This is a genomic window from Pseudomonas sp. SED1 (genome assembly GCF_034044025.1).
Classification (GTDB): Bacteria; Pseudomonadota; Gammaproteobacteria; order Pseudomonadales; family Pseudomonadaceae; genus Aquipseudomonas.
In genome coordinates this window covers 15,985-41,052 of the sequence record NZ_JAXCIS010000007.1, presented here as the reverse complement: position 1 = coordinate 41,052, position 25,068 = coordinate 15,985, and the positions used below count along the sequence as shown (strand labels likewise).

At 60.8% G+C, this 25,068-nt stretch carries 21 protein-coding genes; 9 read left to right on the top strand and 12 right to left on the bottom strand.

Annotated elements, in window-relative coordinates; all coding sequences use genetic code 11:
• Position 1: 1 nt before the first annotated feature.
• From cyoB to hmpA, 4 genes are all read right to left on the bottom strand, one after another.
• Positions 2 to 2,020: a cytochrome o ubiquinol oxidase subunit I gene (cyoB, locus tag SNL23_RS01040; RefSeq protein WP_318301367.1), complete on the bottom strand. Its 2,019-nt coding sequence runs from the start codon at positions 2,018 to 2,020 to the stop codon at positions 2 to 4.
• 3 nt (positions 2,021 to 2,023) lie between these two features.
• The gene (cyoA, locus tag SNL23_RS01035) at positions 2,024 to 2,965 is read right to left on the bottom strand and encodes a ubiquinol oxidase subunit II (RefSeq protein WP_076015660.1); all 942 of its coding nucleotides are present in this window, start codon (positions 2,963 to 2,965) and stop codon (positions 2,024 to 2,026) included.
• 801 nt (positions 2,966 to 3,766) lie between these two features.
• Entirely contained in the window at positions 3,767 to 4,273 is a 507-nt protein-coding gene (locus SNL23_RS01025) for a disulfide bond formation protein B (RefSeq protein ID WP_076015661.1), read from the bottom strand.
• Between the two features lie 236 nt (positions 4,274 to 4,509).
• A complete protein-coding gene (gene hmpA / locus SNL23_RS01020; protein WP_318301366.1) occupies positions 4,510 to 5,691 on the bottom strand; it encodes an NO-inducible flavohemoprotein in 1,182 nt (393 codons plus the stop codon).
• A 147-nt stretch (positions 5,692 to 5,838) separates the two neighbouring features.
• Between hmpA and norR the strand changes: the two genes are divergently transcribed.
• Positions 5,839 to 7,383, top strand: a complete 1,545-nt coding sequence (norR, locus tag SNL23_RS01015) for a nitric oxide reductase transcriptional regulator NorR (protein ID WP_076015663.1) — start codon at positions 5,839 to 5,841, stop codon at positions 7,381 to 7,383.
• A gap of 139 nt (positions 7,384 to 7,522) precedes the next feature.
• Here the strand turns inward: norR and SNL23_RS01010 are convergent, their stop codons facing one another.
• A complete protein-coding gene (locus SNL23_RS01010; RefSeq protein WP_318301365.1) occupies positions 7,523 to 8,434 on the bottom strand; it encodes a DMT family transporter in 912 nt (303 codons plus the stop codon).
• Between the two features lie 137 nt (positions 8,435 to 8,571).
• Here SNL23_RS01010 and SNL23_RS01005 point away from each other — a divergent pair, with 137 nt between their 5' ends.
• A complete protein-coding gene (locus tag SNL23_RS01005; protein ID WP_167662847.1) occupies positions 8,572 to 9,447 on the top strand; it encodes a helix-turn-helix domain-containing protein in 876 nt (291 codons plus the stop codon).
• 135 nt (positions 9,448 to 9,582) lie between these two features.
• On the opposite strand, the gene dacB is transcribed toward SNL23_RS01005, so the two are convergent.
• From dacB to SNL23_RS00965, 7 genes are all read right to left on the bottom strand, one after another.
• A complete protein-coding gene (gene dacB, locus SNL23_RS01000) occupies positions 9,583 to 11,043 on the bottom strand; it encodes a D-alanyl-D-alanine carboxypeptidase/D-alanyl-D-alanine endopeptidase (protein ID WP_318301364.1) in 1,461 nt (486 codons plus the stop codon).
• 101 nt (positions 11,044 to 11,144) lie between these two features.
• Entirely contained in the window at positions 11,145 to 13,571 is a 2,427-nt protein-coding gene (locus SNL23_RS00995) for a TonB-dependent siderophore receptor (RefSeq protein WP_318301363.1), read from the bottom strand.
• 221 nt (positions 13,572 to 13,792) lie between these two features.
• Positions 13,793 to 14,734: a glutathione S-transferase family protein gene (locus SNL23_RS00985; RefSeq protein WP_318301362.1), complete on the bottom strand. Its 942-nt coding sequence runs from the start codon at positions 14,732 to 14,734 to the stop codon at positions 13,793 to 13,795.
• Between the two features lie 75 nt (positions 14,735 to 14,809).
• Positions 14,810 to 15,100, bottom strand: a complete 291-nt coding sequence (locus SNL23_RS00980) for a GIY-YIG nuclease family protein (RefSeq protein ID WP_318301361.1) — start codon at positions 15,098 to 15,100, stop codon at positions 14,810 to 14,812.
• Between the two features lie 191 nt (positions 15,101 to 15,291).
• Positions 15,292 to 15,771: a nuclear transport factor 2 family protein gene (locus tag SNL23_RS00975; RefSeq protein WP_076015670.1), complete on the bottom strand. Its 480-nt coding sequence runs from the start codon at positions 15,769 to 15,771 to the stop codon at positions 15,292 to 15,294.
• Between the two features lie 101 nt (positions 15,772 to 15,872).
• On the bottom strand, positions 15,873 to 16,508 hold the full coding sequence (locus SNL23_RS00970; protein WP_076015671.1) for a response regulator transcription factor: 636 nt from the start codon (positions 16,506 to 16,508) through the stop codon (positions 15,873 to 15,875).
• Positions 16,509 to 16,708: 200 nt separating this feature from the next.
• Positions 16,709 to 17,530, bottom strand: a complete 822-nt coding sequence (locus SNL23_RS00965; RefSeq protein ID WP_076015672.1) for a response regulator — start codon at positions 17,528 to 17,530, stop codon at positions 16,709 to 16,711.
• A 424-nt stretch (positions 17,531 to 17,954) separates the two neighbouring features.
• On the opposite strand from SNL23_RS00965, the gene SNL23_RS00960 reads away from it, so the two are divergent.
• The 7 genes from SNL23_RS00960 to SNL23_RS00930 all read left to right on the top strand — a co-directional run bounded on the left by SNL23_RS00960 (position 17,955) and on the right by SNL23_RS00930 (position 25,062).
• Positions 17,955 to 18,566 carry a DUF1120 domain-containing protein gene (locus SNL23_RS00960; protein WP_318301360.1) on the top strand — a complete coding sequence of 204 codons (612 nt, stop codon included), beginning with the start codon at positions 17,955 to 17,957 and terminating at the stop codon, positions 18,564 to 18,566.
• 43 nt (positions 18,567 to 18,609) lie between these two features.
• Entirely contained in the window at positions 18,610 to 19,227 is a 618-nt protein-coding gene (locus SNL23_RS00955; RefSeq protein ID WP_318301359.1) for a DUF1120 domain-containing protein, read from the top strand.
• A gap of 40 nt (positions 19,228 to 19,267) precedes the next feature.
• Positions 19,268 to 19,900 carry a DUF1120 domain-containing protein gene (locus SNL23_RS00950; protein ID WP_318301358.1) on the top strand — a complete coding sequence of 211 codons (633 nt, stop codon included), beginning with the start codon at positions 19,268 to 19,270 and terminating at the stop codon, positions 19,898 to 19,900.
• Positions 19,901 to 19,981: 81 nt separating this feature from the next.
• Positions 19,982 to 20,608: a DUF1120 domain-containing protein gene (locus SNL23_RS00945; RefSeq protein WP_318301357.1), complete on the top strand. Its 627-nt coding sequence runs from the start codon at positions 19,982 to 19,984 to the stop codon at positions 20,606 to 20,608.
• Between the two features lie 29 nt (positions 20,609 to 20,637).
• The gene (locus SNL23_RS00940) at positions 20,638 to 21,360 is read left to right on the top strand and encodes a fimbria/pilus chaperone family protein (RefSeq protein WP_076015677.1); all 723 of its coding nucleotides are present in this window, start codon (positions 20,638 to 20,640) and stop codon (positions 21,358 to 21,360) included.
• Between the two features lie 92 nt (positions 21,361 to 21,452).
• Entirely contained in the window at positions 21,453 to 23,918 is a 2,466-nt protein-coding gene (locus SNL23_RS00935) for a fimbria/pilus outer membrane usher protein (RefSeq protein WP_412104132.1), read from the top strand.
• A 10-nt stretch (positions 23,919 to 23,928) separates the two neighbouring features.
• Positions 23,929 to 25,062 carry a DUF1120 domain-containing protein gene (locus tag SNL23_RS00930; RefSeq protein WP_318301355.1) on the top strand — a complete coding sequence of 378 codons (1,134 nt, stop codon included), beginning with the start codon at positions 23,929 to 23,931 and terminating at the stop codon, positions 25,060 to 25,062.
• The last annotated feature ends 6 nt before the right edge of the window (positions 25,063 to 25,068 follow it).

Below are 25,068 nucleotides of genomic sequence, written 5' to 3'. Positions count from 1 at the left end.
TTTAAGCCTGTTCCAACGAGGTTTCAACACGGTTGGCCGGGATCTTCTTCTCGGCAACCAGGCGAGCGTGTTGCTCGGCTTCGATGCGTTCGATCACGTCGACCGGCACCATGTAGCCTTGGTCATCACGGGCAGCGTGAACGATGAAGTAGCCGATGGTGCCCACCAGGCTGACGATGGCCAGCCACCAGATGTGCCAGATCATCGCGAAACCGAACACGGTCAACAGCGCGCCCATCACAACGCCGGTAGCGGTGTTGTTAGGCATGTGGATCGGTTCGTAACGCGCAGGCTTCTGGTACGCAGTACCGTCTTCCTTGGCTTCAGTGAACGGATCGATGCTGTCGGCCTTCGGCAGTACGGCAAAGTTGTAGAACGGCGGTGGCGACGAGGTCGACCATTCCAGGGTGTGAGCATTCCATGGGTCGCCGGATTCGCACATGTTCTGCTTGCGATCACGCACGCTGACATACAGCTGAATCAACTGGCAGGCGATACCGACAGCGATCATCACCGCACCGAACATGGCAACGTACAGGTACGGTACCCACTCAGGGTTGGTGGTGGCGTTCAGACGACGGGTCATGCCCATGAAGCCCAGAGCATAGAGCGGCATGAATGCGACGAAGAAGCCCGAGATCCAGAACCAGAATGCAGCCTTGCCCCAGCCTTCGTGCAGCTTGAAGCCGAACGCTTTCGGGAAGTAGAAGCTGAAACCTGCGATGTAGCCGAATACTGCGCCGCCGATGATCACGTTATGGAAGTGAGCAATTACGAACAGGCTGTTGTGCAGTACGAAGTCAGCACCCGGGATGGCCAGCAGTACGCCGGTCATGCCGCCGATCGCGAAGGTCACCATGAAGCCCAGGGTCCACAGAACCTGGCTGGTGATACGCAGACGACCGTGATAGATGGTGAATAGCCAGTTAAATAGCTTCACCCCCGTCGGGATAGAAATCAGCATCGTCGCCAGTCCGAAGAACGCGTTGACGCTGGCCCCCGAACCCATGGTGAAAAAGTGGTGCAGCCAAACCATGAAGCCCAGTACCGAGATCGCGCCCGAGGCGTAGATCATCGAGTGGTGACCGAACAGGCGCTTGCCCGAGAAGGTCGAGATCACTTCAGAGAAGATACCGAACGCTGGCAGGATCAGGATGTACACCTCAGGGTGACCCCATGCCCAGAACAGGTTCACGTACATCATTGGATTGCCACCAAGTTCATTGGTGAAAATGTGGAAATCCAGGTAACGGTCAAGCGACAGCAACGCCATGGTTGCAGCCAGGATCGGGAACGATGCAACGATCAGTACGTTGGCCCAGGTGCAGGTCCAGGTGAAGATCGGCATGTCCATCAGCTTCATGCCAGGGGCGCGCATTTTCAAGACGGTGGCCAGGAAGTTGACCCCCGTCAGTGTCGTCCCGAGTCCTGATAACTGTAGCGCCCAGATGTAGTAATCCACACCCACGCCCGGACTGTAGGCCAGGCCCGACAACGGCGGATACGCAACCCAACCGGTCTTGGCGAATTCGCCGACGCCCAGGGACAGGTTGATCAGCACTACGCCGGACACCAGCAGCCAGAAGCTCAGGGAGTTCAGGAACGGGAACGCAACGTCACGCGCACCGATCTGCAGCGGCAAGGCAAGGTTCATCAGGCCGGTGAAGAAAGGCATCGCCATGAAGATGATCATGATCACACCGTGAGCGGTGAAGATCTGGTCATAGTGTTCAGGGGGCAGGTAGCCAGGCGAACCCTCGGTGGCCATGGCCAACTGGGTACGCATCATGATGGCGTCGGCAAAACCACGCAGCAGCATGACCATGGCAACGATGACGTACATGACACCGATTTTCTTGTGGTCGACCGAAGTCAGCCACTCGGTCCACAGGTAGGTCCACTTCTTGAAGTAAGTGATACCTGCAAACAGTGCCAGACCACCCAGCGCGATCATGGCGATGGTCACCATCACGATCGGCTCGTGGAACGGGACCGCATCCCAACTTAATTTACCAAACATCGTTTACTCCTCTGCCCCAGCAGTTGAATGCGAGCCCGTGTCAGAACCTTCAACCGCGGCCACTTCTTTCTTCTCGTGCTTGACCGGCTTGCCTGGCTTCATACCTTCGTACTTGTCGACGATTTTCTGAAACAGGTCCGGCTCGTACGTGGAGTACAGGGCGACTGGGTTGTTCTGGCTTGGTTTGGCAAGGGCATCGTATTCAGCTTGATCAAGCTGTTTAGGTGCGGCCTTGACTTCGGCTACCCAGGCGTTGAAATCTTCCTGGCTCGTCGAGATCGCTTTGAATTTCATGCCGGTGAAGCCAGCACCGCTGTAGTTAGCGGAGATGCCTTCCATTTCAGCTTTCTCGTTCGCGATCAGGTGCAGGCGAGTCTGCATGCCTGCCATCGCGTAGATCTGGCCACCCAGTGCAGGGATGAAGAACGAGTTCATCACGGCGTCGGAGGTGATCCGGAAGTTAAGCGGGGTGTTCTCCGGGAACCGGATCTGGTTCACAGTGGCGATACCCAGGTCCGGGTAGATGAACAGCCACTTCCAGTCCAGCGCGACCACTTCGATGTTGATCGGCTTGACGTCGGAGTCCAGCGGACGGTAAGGGTCCAGCTCATGGGTCGACTTATAGGTGATGTAACCCAGGGCGATGATGATGAGGATCGGAACCAGCCACACCGCGATTTCGATCTTGGTGGAGTGCGACCACTTCGGCGCGTAGGTCGCGCTGGTGTTCGACGCGCGGTATTTCCAGGCGAAAGCGAACGTCATGATGATCACGGGCACCACGACCAACAGCATCAGCAGGGTGGCGGTGATGATCAGGTTGCGTTGATCCAGACCGACCTGACCTTTAGGGTCGAGCAAGGTCCACTTGCAGCCTCCCAGCATTAACATCATGCCGAGCAGCGGCAAAAAGCCTAGTAATCGGGGGTACCTGTTTTTACTCATCTCACGACCTCTAAAGCAGCTTGCGCAATGCAGTTGGGTTTTGATCGCCAACACTTCACCCTGCCAAGGGTTGGCATTTCTCTTCGATTGAATAAGGGCCTGCCCGTCGCACCTTGCGCGAATCGACACGTCCCGGGCTAGCGGTGAGTTCTTATTCGAATTCGTTGGTCAAAGGCCTTGTTACAGACCAATTCCATTTGGTGCGGATAGTTGAAAGGCTGCCGGCACCTGGGGTCGCATGAAACGTTACATCCGCTTCTCGACCGCCCTAGTTTGCTCAGGGGTGAGCAGCACCGGACATTCAGTGCGGGCGATTGTAGTTAGCTAGCGATGTATAAACCATGTCTTATCCAGAAATAATTTTTATCGTTTCCAGCAATAATCCTTCACCATTATTGCAAAGGTCCGCGATCGTATCGCGTTTGATTCTCGACAAAAACCACAAAAATTGCCGTGTTATTGGGCGTTTTGCCACATTCCCTACAGGCTGTAAGGGCATCGAAAACTGATCCAAGTCCCCTAAAAACAAGGCATTCGGACATCAGGCAATGTCGCGTACCTCACGCTGCTCGCGGCGCCGGCCAAACGACGAACTGACAGCCACAAAACGCCGCCTTGTGCAAATTTATGCCGCGTTTACGGGCGTGAGAAACGTCCTGCGACAGCCTCCGTGTGACAACATGTCGCACGCTGCGCGCACCCAAACTTGCCCCGCGTCACGGTCCCTTCACAAAATGCCTACAAACAAAAACGCCCCGGCCTTCTTTATTAGGAAGGCCCGGGCGTTTGATTGTTTACGGCTCAGGCTTTGTTCTGGCGATTCCGGTAAATGCCCAGTGGCACCAGGATCACCGTCAGCACAAAGGCCACCAGCGCCCACTGCGCCAGGGACAGGCCGAGGATTGGCGGGTAAGGCGTCTCACAGAAACCGTCGACCTGGAAACCCAGGGGGAACACTGAAGCCAGCGGCAAGCCATCGACAATCGGTTGCAGCACATCGATGCCGCAGCTGACCTTCGGAAAGAACTGGATGTACACGTGATAGCCGGCGGCGGCGACACCCCCGAGGGCGCTGAGTGTCACCAGTGCTTCAAACAGCGTGACGCTGCGGGTGGTGCGCATGGCGGCACCGATGAAGGCGAAGATCGCGATCAGCAGCAAGGCATAACGTTGCAGGATGCACAGCGGGCACGGCGCCTCGCCCAACACCACCTGCATGTACAGCGCCCCGCCGATCAGCGCCAGGCAGATAATGCCCAGCAGTACCAGAAAGCGTCGCTCCCTGCCCAAACGCAATTCGTCGATCATCCCCGTTTCCCTTTAGCCAATGTTGGTTGTGCCAATGGCCGCAAGTTTACACGCGGACGGTGAAAGTTGAGCAGTTGGCGTGAGGAGGTTTAAACAAGGAGGGTTAACAGGGGATTAATGCCCCCTGTAGGAGCGAGCTTGCTCGCGAAAAACGTCAACGATAACGCGTACATTCTGGATATACGCGATGCCCTTGCGTTCTTCGCGAGCAAGCTCGCTCCTACAGGGAGGGTGGGTTATTCCAGAGCCGACGCCGGCCCAAAGAACTCATACCGGCTCTGCTGCTCCGGCACACCCAAAGCCTTCAAGTGACGCTTGATCGCCGCCATGAAACCTTTAGGCCCCAGGAAGTACGCATCCACATCACGCTCTTGCGGCAACCACGCCGCCAGTTGTTCCTGGCTCAGCATCCCGACCTTGTCTGCCGCCGGGCTCACGCCATCATCTTCGGCGTAGCAATAGAAGCGCTTGAGCTGCGGGTGCTGCGCGGCCAAGCCATCCACCCACTCACGGAACGCATGCACGCCACCATTACGCGCGCAGTGGATAAAGTGAATCGGACGCTCGGTGGCCAGGGCCGCTTCGAGCATCGGCAGGGTTGGAGTGATACCTACGCCACCACTGATCAACACCAATGGCTTTTCGCTGGCCGCCAACGTGAACTCCCCCGATGGCGGAAACAGATCGATGGTCGCGCCGACCTGGAACTGGTCATGCAGGTAGTTCGACACCCGGCCACCGGCCTCGCGCTTGACGCTGATGCGGTACTGGCCAGAGTCGCCACGCGCCGACAGGGAATAGTTGCGGCGTACTTCTTCGCCCTCCAGCACCAGTTTCATGCCGATGTATTGCCCAGGCTCGGCGGCCAGGATCGGACCTTTATCCACAGGGGCGAAGTAGAACGAGATGATTTCCGCGCTCTCCTCCACCCGCTTGACCAAGGTGAAAGGCCGCGCACCACGCCAGCCACCCGGCGCCTCTTCCTTCTCTTTATAGATAGCCGCTTCGGCACCGATCAGGATGTCGGCCAGTTGGCCATAGGCGGCGCCCCAGGCGCTGATCACTTCAGGGGTGGCGATTTCGCTGCCCAGCACTTCGGAAATCGCCCGCAGCAGGCAGGCGCCCACAATCGGGTAGTGCTCCGGCAGGATCTGCAAAGCAACGTGCTTGTTGATGATCTTCGCCACCAGGTCGCCCAACTGATCCAGCTGGTCGATATGCCGGGCATACATCAGCACGCCATTGGCCAGGGCCCGAGGCTGGTCGCCACTGGCCTGGTGGGCCTGGTTGAACAGCGGGCGAACTTCCGGGTACTCGGACAGCATCATGCGGTAGAAATGAGTGATCAGGGCTTCGCCGCCACTTTCCAGCAGGGGCACGGTGGATTTGACGATGGCACGGTCTTGGGCACTAAGCATGGCAGACTCCTGAGTCTTCTTACTGATTACCCTTTGTTACTCAGTATTCATGCCAACTAATAAAACCTTATAAATCAGTAATTTGAATTTAATGTAGTCAGTATGACCTCCTACACACTATAGTCACTATGACTACAAGGAGTCATTATGACTGCGAAGCCGCTGCTCACCACCCTGCTGCCCCTGGTCGCCGACCTGTCCCGCGAACTGCCCGAAGGCGAGCGCTATCGGCGCCTGCTCCAGGCCATGCGCGCCCTGTTGCCCTGCGACGCGGCCGCCCTGCTGCGCCTCGACGGCGAATGGCTGGTGCCGCTGGCGGTGGATGGCTTGAGCACCGACACCCTCGGCCGGCGCTTCAAGGTCAGCGAACATCCACGCTTTGGTGTGCTGCTCAGCAGCCCCGGCCCCACCCGCTTTGACAGCGACAGCGAACTGCCCGACCCCTATGACGGTTTGGTAGACGGCCTGCACGGGCACCTGGAAGTCCACGACTGCATGGGCTGCCCGCTGTTCGTCGACGACCAGCCCTGGGGCCTGCTGACCCTCGACGCCCTCGACACCGAGCGTTTCGAACGGGTGGAACTGGACGCCCTGCAAGCCTTCGCCAGCCTCGCCGCCGCAACGGTGAATGTTGCCGAACGCATCGAACGCCTGGCCCTGCGGGCCGAAGACGAACACCAGCGGGCCGAAATCTACCGCCAGGCCAGCGGCCAGCAGCACAAGGAGATGATCGGCCAGAGCAAGACCCACAAACGCCTGGTGGAGGAAATCAACCTGGTAGGCGGCAGCGACCTGACGGTGTTGATCACCGGCGAGACCGGCGTCGGCAAAGAGCTGGTCGCCCAGGCGATCCACGCCGCCTCATCCCGCGCCGAGAAACCGCTGATCAGCCTCAACTGCGCCGCCCTGCCGGAAACCCTGGTGGAAAGCGAGCTGTTCGGGCATGTACGCGGGGCGTTTACCGGCGCGCTGAACGAACGCAGGGGCAAGTTCGAGCTGGCGAATGGCGGCACGCTGTTTCTCGATGAGGTGGGTGAGTTGTCCCTCACCGTGCAGGCCAAGCTGCTGCGGGTGCTGCAAAGCGGCCAGTTGCAGCGCCTCGGGTCTGACAAGGAGCATCAGGTGGATGTGCGCCTGATCGCCGCAACAAACCGCGATTTGGCCGAAGAAGTGCGCAGCGGTCGTTATCGTGCCGACTTCTATCACCGCTTGAGTGTGTACCCGCTGCAAGTCCCTGCCTTGCGCGAGCGCGGTCGCGATGTGCTGTTGCTGGCGGGATTTTTCCTTGAACAGAACCGTTCACGCATGGGCCTGGGCAGCCTGCGCCTGACCAGCGATGCCCAGGCGGCACTGCTGGCTTATACATGGCCGGGGAATGTGCGCGAACTGGAACACTTGATCGGCCGCAGCGCCTTGAAAGCGCTGGGCAACTGCCGGGAACGGCCAAAGATTCTCAGCCTTAGCGCGGCGGACCTGGACTTGCCGAACGCCACCGTGCCACCGCTCGAAGAGCAGCCCGACCCCGTGCCGGACGTCACCGGCGACCTGCGCCTGGCCACCGAGAACTACCAGCGCCAGGTCATCAGCGCCTGTCTGGAACGCCACCAGCACAACTGGGCCAGCGCCGCTCGCGAGCTGGGCCTGGACCGGGCCAACCTGGGACGGATGGCCAAGCGCCTGGGCCTGAAGTAGCGAACGGTGATTCCCAGGCAAAGGAGATCAAATGTGGGAGCTGTCGAGCTTTAGCGAGGCTGCGATGGCATCACCGCAGTGCACCTGCAAAACCGCAGCGCCTGCATCGCAGCCTCGCTTGGGCTCGACAGCTCCCACACTAGACCTGCTTCGCCTTGTAGATTGGATTGATTGGCGCGCCAGCCTTGGGTTTGCGAAACACCAACACATTCCCCAGCATCACCAGCACCAACCCCACCAACGCCGGCGCTGTCCACTGATAGCCCTCGGCAAACGCCGAGACGTTCAACGCCACCACCGGGAACAGCACGGTGCAATATGCCGCCCGCTCCGGCCCCATGCGGCCGACCAGGGTCAGGTAGGCGGTAAACCCAATCACCGAACCCGGGATCACCAGGTACAGCAACGAACCGACGTAGCGGCTGTTCCATTCCATGTCGAACGGAATGCCCTGCACCGCGCAGTACATCGCCAGCATCGACGCACCATAGGCCATGCCCCAGGCATTGGTGGTCAGCGGCTTGAGCCCAGCCTTCTGTTGCAAGCTCGAGAGCATGTTGCCTGCCGAAAAACACAGGGTGCCGAGCAGCGCCAAACCCAGGCCGAGCAAGGTTTGCGGGCTGGCGGTGTGCCCCACCAGCTCCGGCCAGAACAACAGCCCCAGGCCCAGCAAACCGAGGCCGCCGCCCATCAACACATTGCGTGCGACCTTCTGGCCGAAAAACACCCGGGCGTTCAGCGCGTTCCACAACGTCGCGGTGGAGAACACCACCGCAACCAGGCCGCTGGGAATCCACTGGCTGGCCGTCAGGAAGCACATGAAGTTGACGCAAAACAGGCACAGCCCCTGGGCCAGGCAGATCAAATGCCCACGGCGGTTCATCACCTGCAGCTTGCGACTGAGCAGCAGCATCACGAACAGCACCAGCGCCGCCAGGCCAAAGCGATAGACGATGGACACCGGAATCGCTACCACGCCCAGTTGCCATTTGAGGGCAATCCAGGTGGTGCCCCAGATCAGTACGGTGAGTAAATACAGGAAAAGGTTCATGGCGGGCTCCGAAGGTTGAGCCACAGTTTCGCCCCGGGCGGCACAAAGCCTCTTGCACATTCTTGCGCTTTTGTCGGCTGCAGGGATCACAGGAATCGCCGCTGGGCGTAGGATGCAAGCTGTCAGAGAGTACGAATATGCCGCCACTGGAAACCCTGCAAGTCTTTCAATCCCTCAACCGCTCGCCCAACGCTCGCCTCGAGCTGTGTGCCGAGCTCGGTGACGGCTTGTCTGCAGCCTTGTGGAGCAACCATCACGACGCCCAGGATTACGAAGCTCCCGACCATCACACCCTGTCCTGCTACATCGGCGGCGGCACCGGCACCTTTCGCCGCGACCAGCCCGGCACCAAGGGCGGCCCGGACAAGCTGTGCATCCTGCCGGCCGATCATCAGTCGGCGTGGGTGATCAACGGCGAGATCCGCCTGGCCCATGTGTATTTCAGCCCGGAGCAATTCGCCCTGGGCTGCGTGACATTGCTGGACCGTGAACCCCGCGAGTTGCAGTTGCGTGAGAGCACGTTTCTCGACGACGCGCAGCAGGCCCGGCGCTTTCACCAGTTGATCAGCCTGAACTGGAAAGAGCCCGGCGAGCGCCTGCTGACCAGCAGCCTGGCCCATGAAATGCTCAGCCATACCTTGCTCAGCCAGGTGGGAATGCGTGAGGGTTTGCGCTTGAAAGGCGGGCTGGCCGCCCATCAGCGTCGGCAATTGGTGGAGTACATCGATCAGCAGTTGGCCGAGCCGATCAGCCTGGGGCAACTGGCGGGCTTGTGCGCGTTGTCGGAGTACCACTTTGCGCGAATGTTTCGCGAGAGTTTTGGCCTGCCGCCCCACCAGTACCTACTGGCGCGGCGCCTGGCCCGCGCCCGGGAGTTGCTGCGTGGCGGGTCATTGCCCCTGGGAGAGATTGCGCTGGCGTGCGGTTTTTCCAGTGCCAGCCACTTTACCAACCGGTTCCGCCAGGCGATGGGCGCGACGCCCGGGGAATACCGGCAAGCGTTCCTGCCTTGAAATGCAATCAGCCTGACTGCACGGGACCAATGTGGGAGCGGGCTTGCTCGCGAAGGCGGTGTGACAGTCAACACATGTACTGACTGATCTACCGCTTTCGCGAGCAAGCCCGCTCCCACATTTGATCTTCGGTGCTCAATAGTCCGTGCTGTTGGCCAGCGCCGTGGCCAGACGGTTTTCCAATGCCTTGACCCGCGCACCTGCGACCACGTAATTGTTGGTCACCATCGAAAACACCAACTTGCGTCCCTTGGCATCGGTGACATAACCGGTCAACGACGACACGCCGCTCATGGAGCCGGTCTTGCCGTGCAGGTTGTTTTCCGCCGCCGTGCCCCGCAGGCGATAGCGCAGGCTCCCGCCCGCCATCCGAACCGGATTACCGGCAACCGGCAAGGCGTTGTACCAGGCGTCGAACCAGGGCTGTTTGCTTGCGGCCAGCAGCACGTCCGTCAGGTTCTGCGACGACACCAGGTTACGTCGGGACAACCCCGATCCGTCCACTTGGTTCAACGTGCTCGTATCAATCCCCTGGCGCGTCAAAAAACCCGCTACTGCGGCCACACCAGCAGGTGCCGTACCGGCATTCACCGTCTTGCGGCCCATGGTCTTGAGCAGTGCTTCAGACATGTTGTTGTTGGAAAGCTTGAGCAGCGGCGTGATCAATTCCTGCAACGGCGCTGACTCATGCATCGCGAGCACTGTCGCCGTGGGCGGCGTCACACCTCCGATCATCCGACGCCCCTGCACGCTAATTCCCTGCTGCGCCAATGCCTGCCCAAACAGATTGGCCACCAGTTGCGTCGGCTCCCAGACGCTGACCAATTGCCGACTCTGCTTGCCCGGCGCCAATGCGCCACTGAGGCGCAACAGGTTGGTGCCATGCTGGCGATTGATCCCGTAGCTGTTGCCCGCGCCGCTGATGGCACGGTTGCCGATCTGCACGTAATCGGTCGCCGGGCTGATATCCACCGTTACCGGACGCCCTGCCGTAACCGGCGCCTTGGCCGTGACCAGCAGGGAGCCCGCATCAAAGTCGTCATTGGGCGACACCGTCAGTGCCGAAATCTGCGCGCCGTAGTAGGTGCTCTCATCGTCCTGGGACCAATCGGTGCCCAGACGCTCGGCGTCGAAGAATGTGTCATCGAACACCAGGTCGCCCTGCACTTGCTGGATGCCCTGCTGCGCCAGGCTGGCCGCCAACGCCTGGTAATCCGCCCACTGGATCGTCGGGTCGCCCAGGCCGCGCAGGTAGAGATTGCCGTTAAGCACCGCGCCCTGGCGGGTGCCGTCGCTCAACAGTTGCGTGGAAAACCGATACTGCGGCCCCAGCACATCCATCGCCGCCGCGGTGGTCAGCAACTTGAGGCTGGAAGCCGGAGTCAGCCGTGTGCGTGGGTTGTGTTGATAGAGCGTGTTGCCGCTGCGGGCATCGCGCACCATCAGCGACACGCTGGCACCGTGCAGCGCCGGGTCGGCCAGCAACTGGTCGAGGGTGTCGCTGGTGGAATTTTTCGGCGCCGTGGCGCAACCGCCCAGCAACACGCTCAAGCCCAGCAGCAGTCCGCCGGTGTGTATCCATCGTCCCAACTGCATCGGTATCGTGTTCCCGCAAAGTCATTAATGGCGGCCACGCTAGCAGCTCGACAACCGTATGGCGAGGTAGCCGGCTACCGCACCCTACGGTGTAGCCGAATTTAGAACGTCAGGGTGCTGGACACCGACACCTGCCGCGCATCGCCGATGGACACGAACTGGGTGTTCACGGCGGAGGTGTAATAGGTACGGTCAAACAGGTTCTTCACGTTGAGCTGGAACTTGACCTTCTGCCCCTCGATTTTGGTGTCATAGGTGGCAAACGCATCGGCCACGGTATAGCCCGGCAAGTCGAAACTGTTGGCCGCATCGCCCGAGCGCTCGCCGACATACCTTGCTCCGGCGCCGACCCGCAGCTGGTCACCGCCCAAGATGCTACCGAAGTCATACACCGCCGAAAGCGAGCCGGTGTTCTTCGCGACGTTTTGCAGGCGGTTGCCCTTCAGGTCCGGGTCTTCGGTGACGACAGCATCGGTGTAGGCATAGCTGCCGATCACGCTCCAGTTGTCCGTCAGTTGACCGCTGGCATCCAGTTCCAGCCCGCGGGAGCGCACCTTCCCGGCAACGCTGTAAACCGCAGCCAGCCCGTCACCCACCTGAACCAGCACGTTGCGTTTTTCGATGTTGAACACAGCGGCGCTGGCTGTAATGCGTCCCGGCATATCGAGTTTGGTGCCCAGTTCCCAGGACTTCGACTGCTCCGGCTCCAGGCTGCCATCCAACACGCTTTTGTTAGCCAGTGGCGCGATGGTGGAGTTAGGCTTGAACGACTCGGTGTAGCTGCCATAGAACGACAGCTCGTCGGTGTAGCGGTACACCAGGCCGACCCGTGGTACCCATTTCTGGCCATTGCCGTCGGTGTTGGCGGTGAACGGGACGCCTTTGCCGGCGTATTGGTCGTACATCTGATAACGCGCGCCGCCCACCAGGATCCACTGGTCGGTGAGGTGAATTGCATCCTGCATAAACAGCGAATCGCTGCGCAGCAGGTCGGTCTGGTTACTGTCCGGCGCGCTGACTTTGCTGCCCGCCACTTCATTGCCATAGACCGGATCGTTGTAGTTGAAGGTGCCACGGGGCGACTGGCGGATCAGGTCGGCCCGGTAGATCTTGCGGTACTCGTCGTCCAGGCCAAAGGTCAGGTCGTGCTGCATGCCGGCGACGTTTACCTTGCCTTCAAGGCTGGCGGTGGCGAAACGGTCCGTGGTCAGCGCGCCCTGGGTGCCGTCCATGCTGCGGGTCAGGGTGCCGTTGGTGTTGACCTTGACCACACGCACCTGGCTGGCGTCGTAGGTCTCGCGGTTCCAGCTGTAGCCGAAGTGGGCCTTCCAGTCGTCATTCAGGTCGTGGTCGGCCTCGAAGCGGTACAGGTCGGAGCGGCCTTCCATATTGTTGAAGGGCTCGTCCAGGCGGCGAGTCGACGGGATATTAAGCGGGTGGTTGGTCTTGGGATCGATCGCTGTCCCTCGGTCAAACGGCGAGAGAAACTCGCGATGCTCGTAGGCAAACAACAGCTTGGTGTTCTCGCCGTACCACGCCAGCGACGGGGCGATCAGGCTCTCGCGGTGGGTACCGTAGTTGCGCCAGTAATCTTCGTCTTCATGGTCAACGATCAGGCGATACGCCAACCCGCTGTCACCGATCGGGCCCGTGGTGTCGAGGTTGCCGCCGCTGCCGTTCTTGCCATCACCAAAGGTCGAGCCGCGCGCCGTCAGCGAGGTGGATTGAATCAGCTCGGGTTTCTTGCTGACGATGTTGACCACGCCACCCGGATCCTGGATGCCGTACAGCAACGACGACGGGCCCTTGAGCACTTCGACGCGCTCGGCGGTGGAGTTCATCGCGCGGCCCTGCACCAGCGGCATGCCGTCCTGCATGATCGAACCGTTTCGGTTGTCACCAAAACCACGCAACATCACCGCGTCCTGGGTGCTGCCCAACGTGTTGGCCTGGGTAATGCCGCTGACGTTAGCCAGGGCATCGTCGAGGTTGCGCGGCTGTTGATCGCGAATCACCTGGGCCGGCACGACGTTGACGGTTTGTGGGGTTTCCAGCAGCAGGCCGTGGGAACGCATCACCGAACTGGTGGGCGGCGGCTGATAGCTGGTGGTGTCCGAAACCTGGGCGGCACCGTTGATGGTGGTGGCGCCGAGGTTCAGCGCGCCGTCGGTGGGCAACGGTTCCAGGGCCAGGGTACGGGCGTCGATCTGGCGGAAGGTGAAGCCGGAATTACCCAGCAAGCGCTGCATGGCCTGGTTTGCACTCATCTGCCCGGTGATCGCCGGAGCCTTGATCGCATAGGGCGCTTCGTCGGTGTAGACCACGCTGATGCCAGTCACCCGGGTGAAATCACTCAAGGCCTGGGGCAGCGGCTTGGCGGCCAGGGCAAAGTTGAACAACGTGCTCTGCTGCTGCGCCTCAGCCGCCTGCGCCACGCCCAGGGGCAGCAGCGCCAGCCCCGAAACCGCCAATACCGAGGCTCCCAGCCAATGTTTAACCGAACCCGCCGACGTTGCCCTGGACTTCATGCTTGAGAACCCGTGTGTAAAAAGCGCTGTTAATGCGAATTAATCGCAGTTTCAAGCACTACACGGATCGCCGACAGGTTTACCTCACCTATAACTGAAAATATTTCTGGAAAACACACCGCCCCCTGTAGGAGCGAGCTTGCTCGCGAAGATCGTTAACGATAACGCTGGGAACCTGACACCCAACTGCGCTCTCTGGTTTTTCGCGAGCAAGCTCGCTCCTACAGGATTTGGGGTTGGATGCGGAACCCGAAGCGTGGGAAGTGCACATGCACGCTGCCGCCGCGTTCGTCGGTGCGCCGCAGAATCAGCTCTTCACTCCCGGTAAACAGCAGTTCCCCGGCCACTGGGTCAACGCCGTAATCGGTCGCAGAGATAGTCACTTGCTGGCCCGCCTTGAAGCCGTTCGGGTCGACGAACAACTCTTCAGGCAAGGCGGCCGGTGCCGCGTTGCGGGCCACCTCCAACGCCTGTTCCGAACTCATGTCGCTGGAGGTGCCATGGCCAAAACCGAACACCCGGCCCAGCCAGGCCGAAACGGCCGGATAAGCGTCCACCAACGGCGCCGTCACCGGCGTGGCCTTGAGGAACCAGAGTGGATGGGCCAGGGAGAAGTCGGCAATCGACGGCTCGCCAAACAGGAAATCCCCCGATTCGCGCTGCAACTGTTGCTCCAGCCGCGCCATGATCGCCGGCCATTGGTGGCGTGCCAGTTCCGCCGGAATGCGGGTCGCTGAACCACCGCTGAACAAGGCAGTGCGGTCAGCGATGAACGCCTTGATCGCTTCCGGCGGCAGCTTGGCAAAACGCACGGCCACCGACTCCGGCTGAAACACCAGGCTGACGGCATGGGCGAACACCACCGAGTCGGCCCAGGCGGCGAAGGTGCGGGTGATCGCTTCCTGGCCGAGCGGGAACAGTGCCGGCGTGGATTTCTCCTGCTCAAGGCGCCGGGCAATCAACGCGGTATCGCAATAGATGTCCGCGCCCACCTGCAAAACCGGCGTCTTGCGATAGCCGCCGGTGAGCGCGGTCAGGTCAGGCTTGGGCATCACTGGCGAGATGTGCACCGAGCGCCAGGACAAGCCTTTGAAGCCCAGCAGCAGGCGCGCTTTTTCGGCGAACGGGGATGTCGGGTAATGGTGAAGAATCAACTCGGACATGCTGGACTCCGCTAAACAAGTGGATGCTCAGCTTAGCGCGCCCAACCGCTGATTGGCGTGATGGGAACCCATCAGTCAGCGTGATGGGCCCGTAGCCGCCAGGCATTCCTTGGCGCTTTTCTTGAGTTTCTTGATCAGCCGTTCCTGGCGCAGCGCCTCGCCCTTGCTCGCACACGCTTCGGTATACACCAGCTCCACGGCGGGGCTTGAGAGAAAAAACCGTGCACCTTTGCCGCTCTGGTGCATGGCGAAGCGGCGCACCGGGTCGTTGCTGATCCCGCAATAGAGCGAGCCATTGGCGGCACGTACCAGGTAGACAAACCACGGTTTGACTTCGACAGGCACACATTCAGAAGCGCTATTCACAATCCGTTCCGACACCACAAGAGAAGAACACGCATCTTATCAATGCCTCCACGTCCTGTGGCGAGTGGGCTTGTCCCCCGTTGGGCCGCGAAGCGGCCATAAATCAGCAATCGCGGTATTTCTGAAAGACCTCAATTGTCTTTCTGGGGCTGCTTCGCAGCCCAACGGGGGACAAGCCCCCTCGCCACAGGTCAAGCCCCCTCGCCACGGGCCTGGAACGCTTTGAGCCCTTTCAAGGCCTGGGCGCGTACGGCGTTTCTCACCAGCGGCGTCCAGCCCAGCAACAGCCCTTTGGTGCCCAACGCCTGGCGCGACCAGCGCCACAGGTCAAAGTGGTCGTGATGCTCGCAGATCTTGCCGTCACGAAACACAAAGCGCGCCCGGATATCGTTGACCACGGTGTTGCCGGTGGCGCTGAACAGGTAGGTCGCTACCCAATGGGCGCTGCCGGTGATTTCATCGCTGCGCACACTGTCGAAGGTCAGGGAAAAGTCCTTGGCCCGGGTGGTCAGCATGCGCCACATGTCGCCGGCATCACGGCCACGCAGCTCGCCGAACGCCGGGTCGCTGAACACCACGTCGTCGGTGTAGCAGGCGCTCATCGCCTCGGCATCCAGGCGCTGGAAGGCGCTGTAGAACTCGGTGATCAGGGCGTTATGGGCGTCGCTCATGGGCAGGTTCCACAAAAGGGGTTGGGATGGCCGGTACGATAATCCCCAAGGCCCGGGAACACTACTGGCATCAACGCCAGGAATATCTCACCCCACAGGTTTCAGGGAACCATTCCGCTGCTGCGAGCATAGGCGAACAAGTCGACATCGGTGGAGATGCACAGCCGATTCATCGCGGTGCTCTTCTGCTTGCTGATGGTCGATATGCTGCGATTGACCCGGGCGGCAATCTGGCTGACCGTCATCCCGCTGGCCAGCATCCGCACCACTTCCCGCTCCTTGCCGGACAGTTGCGGGGTTTGTGACTGGTCACCCGTGCCGGCCTGAACCAGCTGCGCCCGCAAGCACTCACTGACAAAGGTCTTGCCCTCACTGACCACCTTGATCGCCGTGGGCAGCTCACGGGCGGAGGCGCTCTTGGCGACAATGGCTTTGGCGCCCTCGGCGAACGAGGCGCGCAGCGTTGCGATATTGGCAAACATCGTCACCAGGATGACCGGTAACCCGGGATACTGGCGCCGCAACAAACCCAGTAGTACATAGCCGTCTGCCTGCTGCCCGCCCGGCATGGCGAAATCCGTCACCAGCACGTCGCAGGGAGTGCTGCCCAGTACCCTTAGCAGCTCATCGGGCCCATTGGCCTCCCCAACTACTTTGCACTTGCCGTTGGCCTCGATAACCACCTTTTGCCCTATACGCACAATAGGATGATCGTCAGCAATTATTACGCGAAGCATATAAACCCATGAGTGATGGCAAAATGATCTTCGCAAAATAACCCCGTAAGCCCTGTGCAACAACTGCCCACCGGAGAGCGGTTTTTACTTGAGCCCCGTGTTATTAAGTAGATGATTTTTTGCCCACAATAAAAAAGGAAACAACTTACAAACTAACACTACTCAAATAAGTAACACCTCCTACAAGATCGCTGGAAGTGTCATAAATCTGTCAAATAGCGCAGATACACCATCAGGTCCTGGTCGAACTGTTTCAGCGCCCGCCAGTTGCGCCGAATGCCTTGATCACGCACCTGCTCGATCAGTCGCGCAGCCCGGCGATCAAGGTCTGTGCTGCCAAAAAATGCCAGGCTTCCCGTCAGGCGGTGCAGGCAATCGATCATCGCGTGGCGGTCGAGGATACGGCAGGCATTCACCAGGCCTGCGTAATCTGCCTCGGCCTCCAGCACCAGGGTGCCTAACATCTGGTTCAGCACCTGTTCATCACCAAATGTCTTGACCAGCTCGGCGCGGGTGGGCCACGCCGCCCCAGGGAGTGAGCCGGAGCGCGGGCTCGCACATGCGCCCAGCGGCTTAGGCAGCCACTGCTCGAGCACCTCGCGCAATTGCTCCAGGGTCAGCGGCTTGAGCAGCCAGGCATCCATGCCGGCTTCCAGGCATCGCCGGGCATCATCTGTTGAGAGCTTGGCGGTCAAGGCAATGATTGGCACACGCGGGCGATTGTGCGCGGCCTCGCGACGCCTGATCTCGCGGGTCATGCTGTAGCCGTCCAGCAGCGGCATGCGGCAATCGCTGATCACCAGATCGAAATGCCGAATGGCGATGGCCGTCAACGCGGCCTGTCCGTTGCACACCAACTCGTGATCGACTTCGAATTTTTGCAGGAACCAGCCCATGAGGGCGCGGTAGGCCTGATGGTCCTCGACGATCAGTACGCTCAAATGCTTCCAATGAGCAGGGGGGCTGCGCCATGGCACCGTTTGCTGCTTTGGGCCGTCGTCAGCAAATACGCTTGGCGTCATGGCCACCTCGATATCGGTGCCGACTTACCAGGTTTATCGGCTGACCCTGGCAGGTCGTCAGTTGAGGGCGCGCACAGCGGGAATTTTCAACCCACCTAAGTGGCGCCCATTACCGATTCAAACTACCCATATGAGTGTCATGTTTACGATACAAGAACTACGAAAAAGGCAGTTTTTCCTACACCACAGTACGCCAATTCCCACTTGACGTATGTCAGCCCGAACACAACTGGATTGTCGTAATTCTTGTATTTCCCCTCCTCCCCACCAGCGCTAAATTGCGCCCCACCCCAAGAGGGCAACCCCGCCACTTCACCTGGCGGTCACACATCGACACTGACTGAACCCGAACCGCGCCAGCCTTTATTCGCTGGGTCGCTGCGGTGAGTCGCATCCGTCAGTTACCACACCGAGACAACACAACATGAACAAGCACCTGATTGCACTGACCGGCGCGCTGTTGATCACTGGCACTTCATCGGTTTTTGCCGCCAGCACCGTCGACCTCACCGTCAAGGGCATCATTACGCCGAATGCCTGTAACCCGACCCTGTCCAGCGGCGGCATCATCGACCACGGCAAGATGTCGGCCAAGGATCTGAACACCGACAAGATCACCCCGCTCCCGCAGCAAACGCTGCAACTGATCGTGAACTGCGATGCAGCGACTCCTTTCGCCCTGAAGGCCACCGACAACCGACGTGAGTCGGGAACAGGTAGTTACTTCGGCCTCGGCACCAACAATGGCAAATCCCTGGGCGCCTACAGCCTGAACATGATTGCCCCGGTGGCCGACAACGAGACCGTGCAAGCCATTGCGTCGTTCGATGGCGGTACCACCTGGGAGCGTTACACCAGCTTTGAAGACCAACTGATGCTCTCCGTGTCCACAGTAGGCGACACCACCCCACGCCCGACCGCAGAGCTGATCACCGACATCCAGTACAGCGGCTACATCAACCGCACCGACGGCCTGGACCTGAGCGGACAAGTCGACATCGACGGCTCGGCCACCATTGAAGTGGTTTACCTGTAAACACTCCCCACCCGCTCTTGAAAATGCATAGGTCAAACAGCTGATGAATTCCTCGCCCGTTGTCTTTCTCGCCACCCTGCTGCTTGTCCCGGCCGTATTCGCCGCCAGCAGTACCGACCTCGCCGTCAAGGGCACCATCACGCCCAATGCCTGCGACCCCACGATCTCCGGTGGAGGTGTAGTGGATTACGGAAAGATGACGGCCAAGGATTTATCCGCTGACAAACCCACCTCGCTGCCGCGCCAGACACTGCAACTGCGCATCGAGTGCAACCACGAGACGCTGCTGGCGTTCAGCACCATCGATAACCGCGCCGGAACTGCAGCGATCAACGAGAACTGGCACGGCTTGGGCACGACGCCCGACGACGAAAAACTGGGCAGTACCGGGTTCGGTCTCTACAACGCCGTGGCCGACGGCGTCCCCGCCAAGACACTGGTCTCAGGCGATGGTGGCGTCACCTGGCACCCTTCGGTATTCCTCGGCCACACGTCCCTTACCGCCATCGGCGCTGCCGGCAACAGCCTGGTACCGATTGCCGTGACCCGGTTCACCGCCGACCTGAGTCTGTACACCATGATCGACAGTGCCGACCGCCTGACTGTACTGGATGAGATCCCTCTGGACGGCCACGCCACCTTGCAAATGAAGTACCTGTAATCCACGTCATCCGGATTCAATCCAAAGGAACCTTGCAGCCATGAACAACACGCTTAACGCCTTGATCGCCACGCTACTGCTGGGCACTTGCGCGCAAGCTCTCGCAGCATCCACGGTAGACCTCACCGTCACCGGGACAATCACCCCCAATGCCTGTACGCCGAGCCTGTCTGGAAGCGGAGTGGTCGACTACGGCAAGCTGTCGGCCAAGGACCTGAACCTGACCACACAGACCCCCTTGCCGATGACCACCTTGCAGATGGTTATCGAGTGCGACGGTGCCACGCTGTTTGCAATCAAAGGCACCGACAATCGTGCAGGCTCCGCCTCCGGACCCTCCGCTCGTACGTACGGCCTGGGGTTGATCAACAACGACCAGAAGCTGGGCAATTACATGGTTGCACTGGCAAACCCCGTCACCGAGGCCGGCGCGACTCAAGTTCTGGAATCGATCGACAACGGCGCCACATGGCGAGACGGGTCCACCGGAATCCCCCCGTCTTCGCTAGCAGCCTTTGGTGATCGCTCATCGGGCGTCTGGCTACCGATCCCGATCGCCAAGGTGACCACTGACGTGAATATCTGGGGTTTTATCGCCCGCGCCGACAGCCTGGACTTGAGCGACGAACATAAAATCGACGGCTCCGCCACGTTCGAAGTCAAGTACCTGTAACCCAAGCCATGGACGTGCATCACGGCGACGTCGCATCCAGGCGACGTCGCCCTTCATACCGACCGCACTGAAGACCGAATGATGAACAAACACCTACGCCTTTTCGCGACGCTGTTATTGCTCAACACCGGCTCCACAGTATTCGCCGACACCGCCACCGACATGACCGTCTCGGGCCTGGTCACTCCCAGTTCCTGCACTGCCACCCTGTCCGGCAACGGTGTGATCGACCACGGCAAGATCGCCGCCCATGGCCTGAACCCAGGCACGCCCACTGCCCTACCTACTCAATGGCTGGACCTGGAAATCCACTGCACTGCCCCCATGCTGTTTGCCTTGGTGGGCATCGACGATCGAGCAGACTCATCACCTGCGCCCGGCACTGCGTTTGGCTTGGGCAAGAACACCCACGCTCCCGACGAGCACCTGGGCTCGGTCTCGCTGGCGTTCGAAAATGCCCTGGCCGACACCCAGCCGATGCAATCAATGGCCTCGACCAACCAGGGCGCCACCTGGACCGCGCAAGAGGCGATTCACCCCAGGGCCTTGATGGCTTTTTCCCGGCCAGGTCGCCCGCTGCCCGAACACATCGTGGAACTGAACACCCGCATCCGCGCCAACACCGTTATCAACCCGGCACACCGTTTGACCCTCAAACACGAGGTGCCGCTCGATGGCTCATTGGTCCTGGATTTGCGTTACCTGTAACCGCCCTGCACTCAATCAGGATGCACCTCATGAAAACGTACTCAACCTTATGCCGGATCCTCGGCAGCCTCGGCGCTCTTGCCTGGCTGTTGAGCACCCAGGCCCGAGCCGATGGCATGGTGCCCGACACCTCGGTGGTGATTGTCTATGAAGAAGAAGGTGAAGCGTCGGTGTCGGTGACCAACACCGACAACAAGCTCGCGCTGCTGCACGTCACCCTCGAAGACCTGCCCGAAGACCTCGAGCCGCTGCTGTTTGTGACCCCTCCCCTGGCGCGGGTCGAAGCGGATAAAAGCCAGCTGGTGCGGTTTATCCTGCAGAACCAGAAACCCCTGCAAACCCAGCGCCTGAAACGGGTGATCTTCGAAGGCATGCCCAAGGACCGCACGCCTGCCGAGGCCGGGCATGCACGAGTAGGCGTGACGGTACGCCAGAACCTGCCGGTGATTCTTCATCCCAAGGGCTTGGCGCCAAATCGCACCCCGTGGAAGGGCCTGACCTGGTCCCTGGACAATGGCCAGTTACGGGTATTGAACGACAGCAAATACGTGGTGCGCATGGCGCAGGAACTGCAATTGTTGCCGGGCAATGACAAGGCCGTACTGCCTCGAACCTACATCCTGCCTGGTGAAACCCTGAGCGTGCCAGCTCCGGACAAGGTCGCCACCTCGGTACGCATGCAACCGGCGACGGTTTATGGCTTTGCGGTGGCGGCATTCGAAGCGCCGATCAATACCGCTACCCAACGCTGAAACCACCACGCACCTATAACGAAGTGACTGCCCAGACCGTCACCGGGAAGACCGCCTGCACAGGCCATCTTCCATAACCCGAGTGCCTTCTCGTGAACACAGTAACTCCCGACCGTGACGGCAAAGCCGTGGGCGGTTTTTCTCCACACCTGCGTCCCAGACAATTGGCCTGGATCGCCCTGAAACCAGCGTTGGTCCTATTGTTTACGTCCTCGTGGGCCGAGGCTGCGCCCGCCGGACAATCCTTTGACCCGCAAACTCTGCAGCAGCGAGGCATCGACCCTGAACTGGCGTACTTGCTGCTGGATGCGCCGCGTTATACCAGCGGCGTTCATGCCGTGAGCCTGACCGTCAATGGTCAACGGCGCGGCCGGGTGGATGTGCGCTTCGACAGCCAGGGCACGCTGTGCTTTGATCGGCCATTGCTGGACACCGCGAACCTGGTGGTGCCTGCACCGCTGGCAAGCACGGGCTGCCATGACTTTCTTGGCGAATACCCGCAAACCGTCATCGAACAGGACCCGGCGAGCCTCAGCGTTTCATTATTAGTACCCACCGAGGCATTGCGCCCGCGACAACGCGAGCTGTCTGGCTACCAAACGGGTGGTTTTGCCGGCCTGCTCAACTACGACGTGACCGGGCTCTACAACCGCTACGGTGACGACAGCAGCCGTTTCGGTTCGGCCAATACGGAAGTCGGCTTTAACGCCGGCGACTGGATCGTGCGCAGCCGCCAAGTGCAAACCTGGCAAGAACAGCGCTCGCGTACCACCCACCTGGAAGCCTACGCCCAGCGCACCTTTGCTGCGCAGCAGGCGGTGTTGCAGGCCGGGCAAGTGACGCTCTACAACCCGGTGCTGTCCACTGCTCAGATCACCGGGGTTCAAGTGTTCACCGAACAGGCCCTGCAGGATCAGGCACAAGGCGCGACCATCGCCGGCATCGCCAACAGCCCGGCCCAGGTTGAGGTTCGGCAGAACGGCGCGTTGATTCATTCAACCGTCGTGCCTGCGGGGCCGTTCTCACTGACGGATGTGCGGCGCCTGAATACGCGCTCGGATGTCGAGGTAACCGTCAAGGAAAGCACCGGCGAACAGCGCCGGTTCACGGTGCCCGCCGCGATGCTCGGCAGCGGGCTGGCGGCTCCGGGTTACTCGGTAGGCGCCGGGCGTGTGCGCAATATCGGCCAAACTGAAGGTGACGATCCATGGGTGGTCAGTGCCGGGTGGAGCGGCGCGTTGAACCCGCTGGTCAGCGTGGGTGCCGGCGCCTTGATGGCGGAGGATTACCGCTCCACCGGCGCCAGCCTGGGCTGGTTGCCGTGGGCGGACGGCCAACTGCAACTGGCCACTCAACTGGCCGACGCCAGCGGCCGGGAAAACGTGCGTGGGCTACAGACCGACCTGTCGTTGTCCCAACGCCTGGGCCAGCAATGGTCGATCACCGCGGGTACCTCCCACCGCACGCCGGGTTACCGCGAGTTGGAAGACACTGCCTATGACTACCGTGAGGACGACAACGGTCGGCGCTCGCGCTACCGCGACCAGCAAAGCCTGTCCCTGGGATGGGCGCACCCGTGGCTCGGCGCATTCAACGCGGGAGTTTCACGCACCAGCACTTTCAACGGCGATAACAGTAGCCGGGCCCTGGCCTCCTGGGGCACCAGTGTACGGGGCGTGTCGGTGTCGGCCAGTGCGGAATGGCAAGTCAGCGGCCGTCAAAATGACGACAACGCGGTGTACCTGACCCTCAGCGTGCCCCTGGGAGAAACCCGCAGGGGCCGGACCTGGATGCGTAATTCCGGGGGTGAACACCGCATCGGCGTGGGCTTGAGTGAACAGGTCAACGACCAACTGAGTTACCGGGTCAGCGCCGAACATGACAGCCGCGACCAGCAAGTGGAGTCCACGCTGGGAGTGTCCTATCTGCCGCGCTACAGCCAGCTCGACCTCAACTACAGCCGCTCCGACGCCGAGCGCTCGAGTTACCAGGGCGGTGCCCGTGGCGCCATCGTCGCCCACGGCGACGGCCTGACCTTTTCACCTTATCCGGTACGCGACACCTTCGCACTGGTATCGGTGGGGGACATGGCCGGGATCAAGCTCAGCACACCCAGTGGCCCGGTGTGGACCGACGGGCTGGGCCAGGCGGTGGTCTCGCAAGTAGCCGCCTACGGGCGTAGCGCAGTGGAGGTGCAAACCCGTTCGCTGCCGCGCAATGCCGACATCAGCAATGGTCTGGCGGTCATTTCCGCTGGGCGAGGCGCCGTGGACAGGGTTGAGTTCGGCGTGGCCGTTACCCGCCGGGCATTGTTGACAGTTACTACGCCACAGGGGCAACCACTGCCGCGTGGAGCCACGGTGAGCACGGCCGATGGCGAGTTTGTAACGCTGGTGCAGGAAGGCAGCCAAGTGTTCCTGCCCAACGTATCGGATCCGCGCCGCCTGTGGGTCAAGGGCCTCGGTATCAAGCGCTGTGAACTGCACTTCAGCCTGGAACAAAAAACCGATCCCCAAGTGTATTTCGAGACCGTTGCGGCTCAGTGCCTGACGCCATGAGGAACCTGCGATGAAGCACTTACCACGTATCTGCGTGCTGGCCTTGCTTGCCTCCCACCAGGCCCAGGCACTGGCGGACGATTGCCAGTTGACCCTGAGCGAGTCACACCTGGACTTCGGCCTGATGAACCGGGTCATCCACAGTCCTGCCAGCCGTGAAATCCAGTTAGGGGAGCGGTACCTGAGCCTGAATCTCAACTGCGCGCAGCCCACGGACATGAGCATTTTTTACCGAGCACTGGCCGCCGTCGGCAGCGAACGTTTTCGTTTCAGTGACCGTGGCAGCTATGCCGTGCAGGCAAGCGATGGCGTGCTCGACGGGCAGGCGGTGGAGTTGGGTTTGATCTCCGGCCCGGGGCAACCACCTGGCACCCGCGCCAACCTGCTGGACTGGCTCGCGGACCAGGCGATCGCGCCGTTACGCGACGGCTTGCCGGCTCGTGGCAGCAGCTTTTCGGTACAACTGCGGGTCAGTGCCTGGGCGTTGGGAGATGCCACCCAAGTGCGCGACGCCGTGACCTGGGAAGCTTCCGGATTGTTTGACGCGGTGGCCACCGGCCGCGCACGGGAGATGACCCTGAACGCCCATTTCGCCCCGGCGGCCTGCGAAATCAACCTGTCCAACGGCGGCGTAATCGACTATGGCCGCATGTGGGCCAAAAGCCTGAATGCCGACCGCGACACGGCGCTGGCTTCCCGCAACCTGACCCTGGGCATTGGCTGTGACGGCCCCACGCAATTCGCCCTGCTGATGCACGACAACCGCAAAGGCTCCGCCACGGGCGGCACCGACGAGACAGCCTACGGCCTGGGCGTGGACAACAGCCGCAACAAGATCGGCCGCTACTTTCTGTATTTCGACCCTTTCGATATGCAGGCCGATACCCTGCCCACCCTCTATCGCACCGACTCCACCACCGGCGGTGTGGCCTGGAGCAGTTCCAACGCGTACCCGATCCCCATTGGCCAAAACAGCTGGCTGGGCTTCACAGACATCCCGGGCAGCCACACGGGGCCTTCGGCCATTACCCATTTGAGTGGCCAAGTGAGTGTCAGGGCGATTCTTGCGCCCACCAATAACCTGGACCTGAGCACCGACGTACTGCTCGACGGCTCAGGCACGATCGAAATCAAATACCTCTAGAGGACT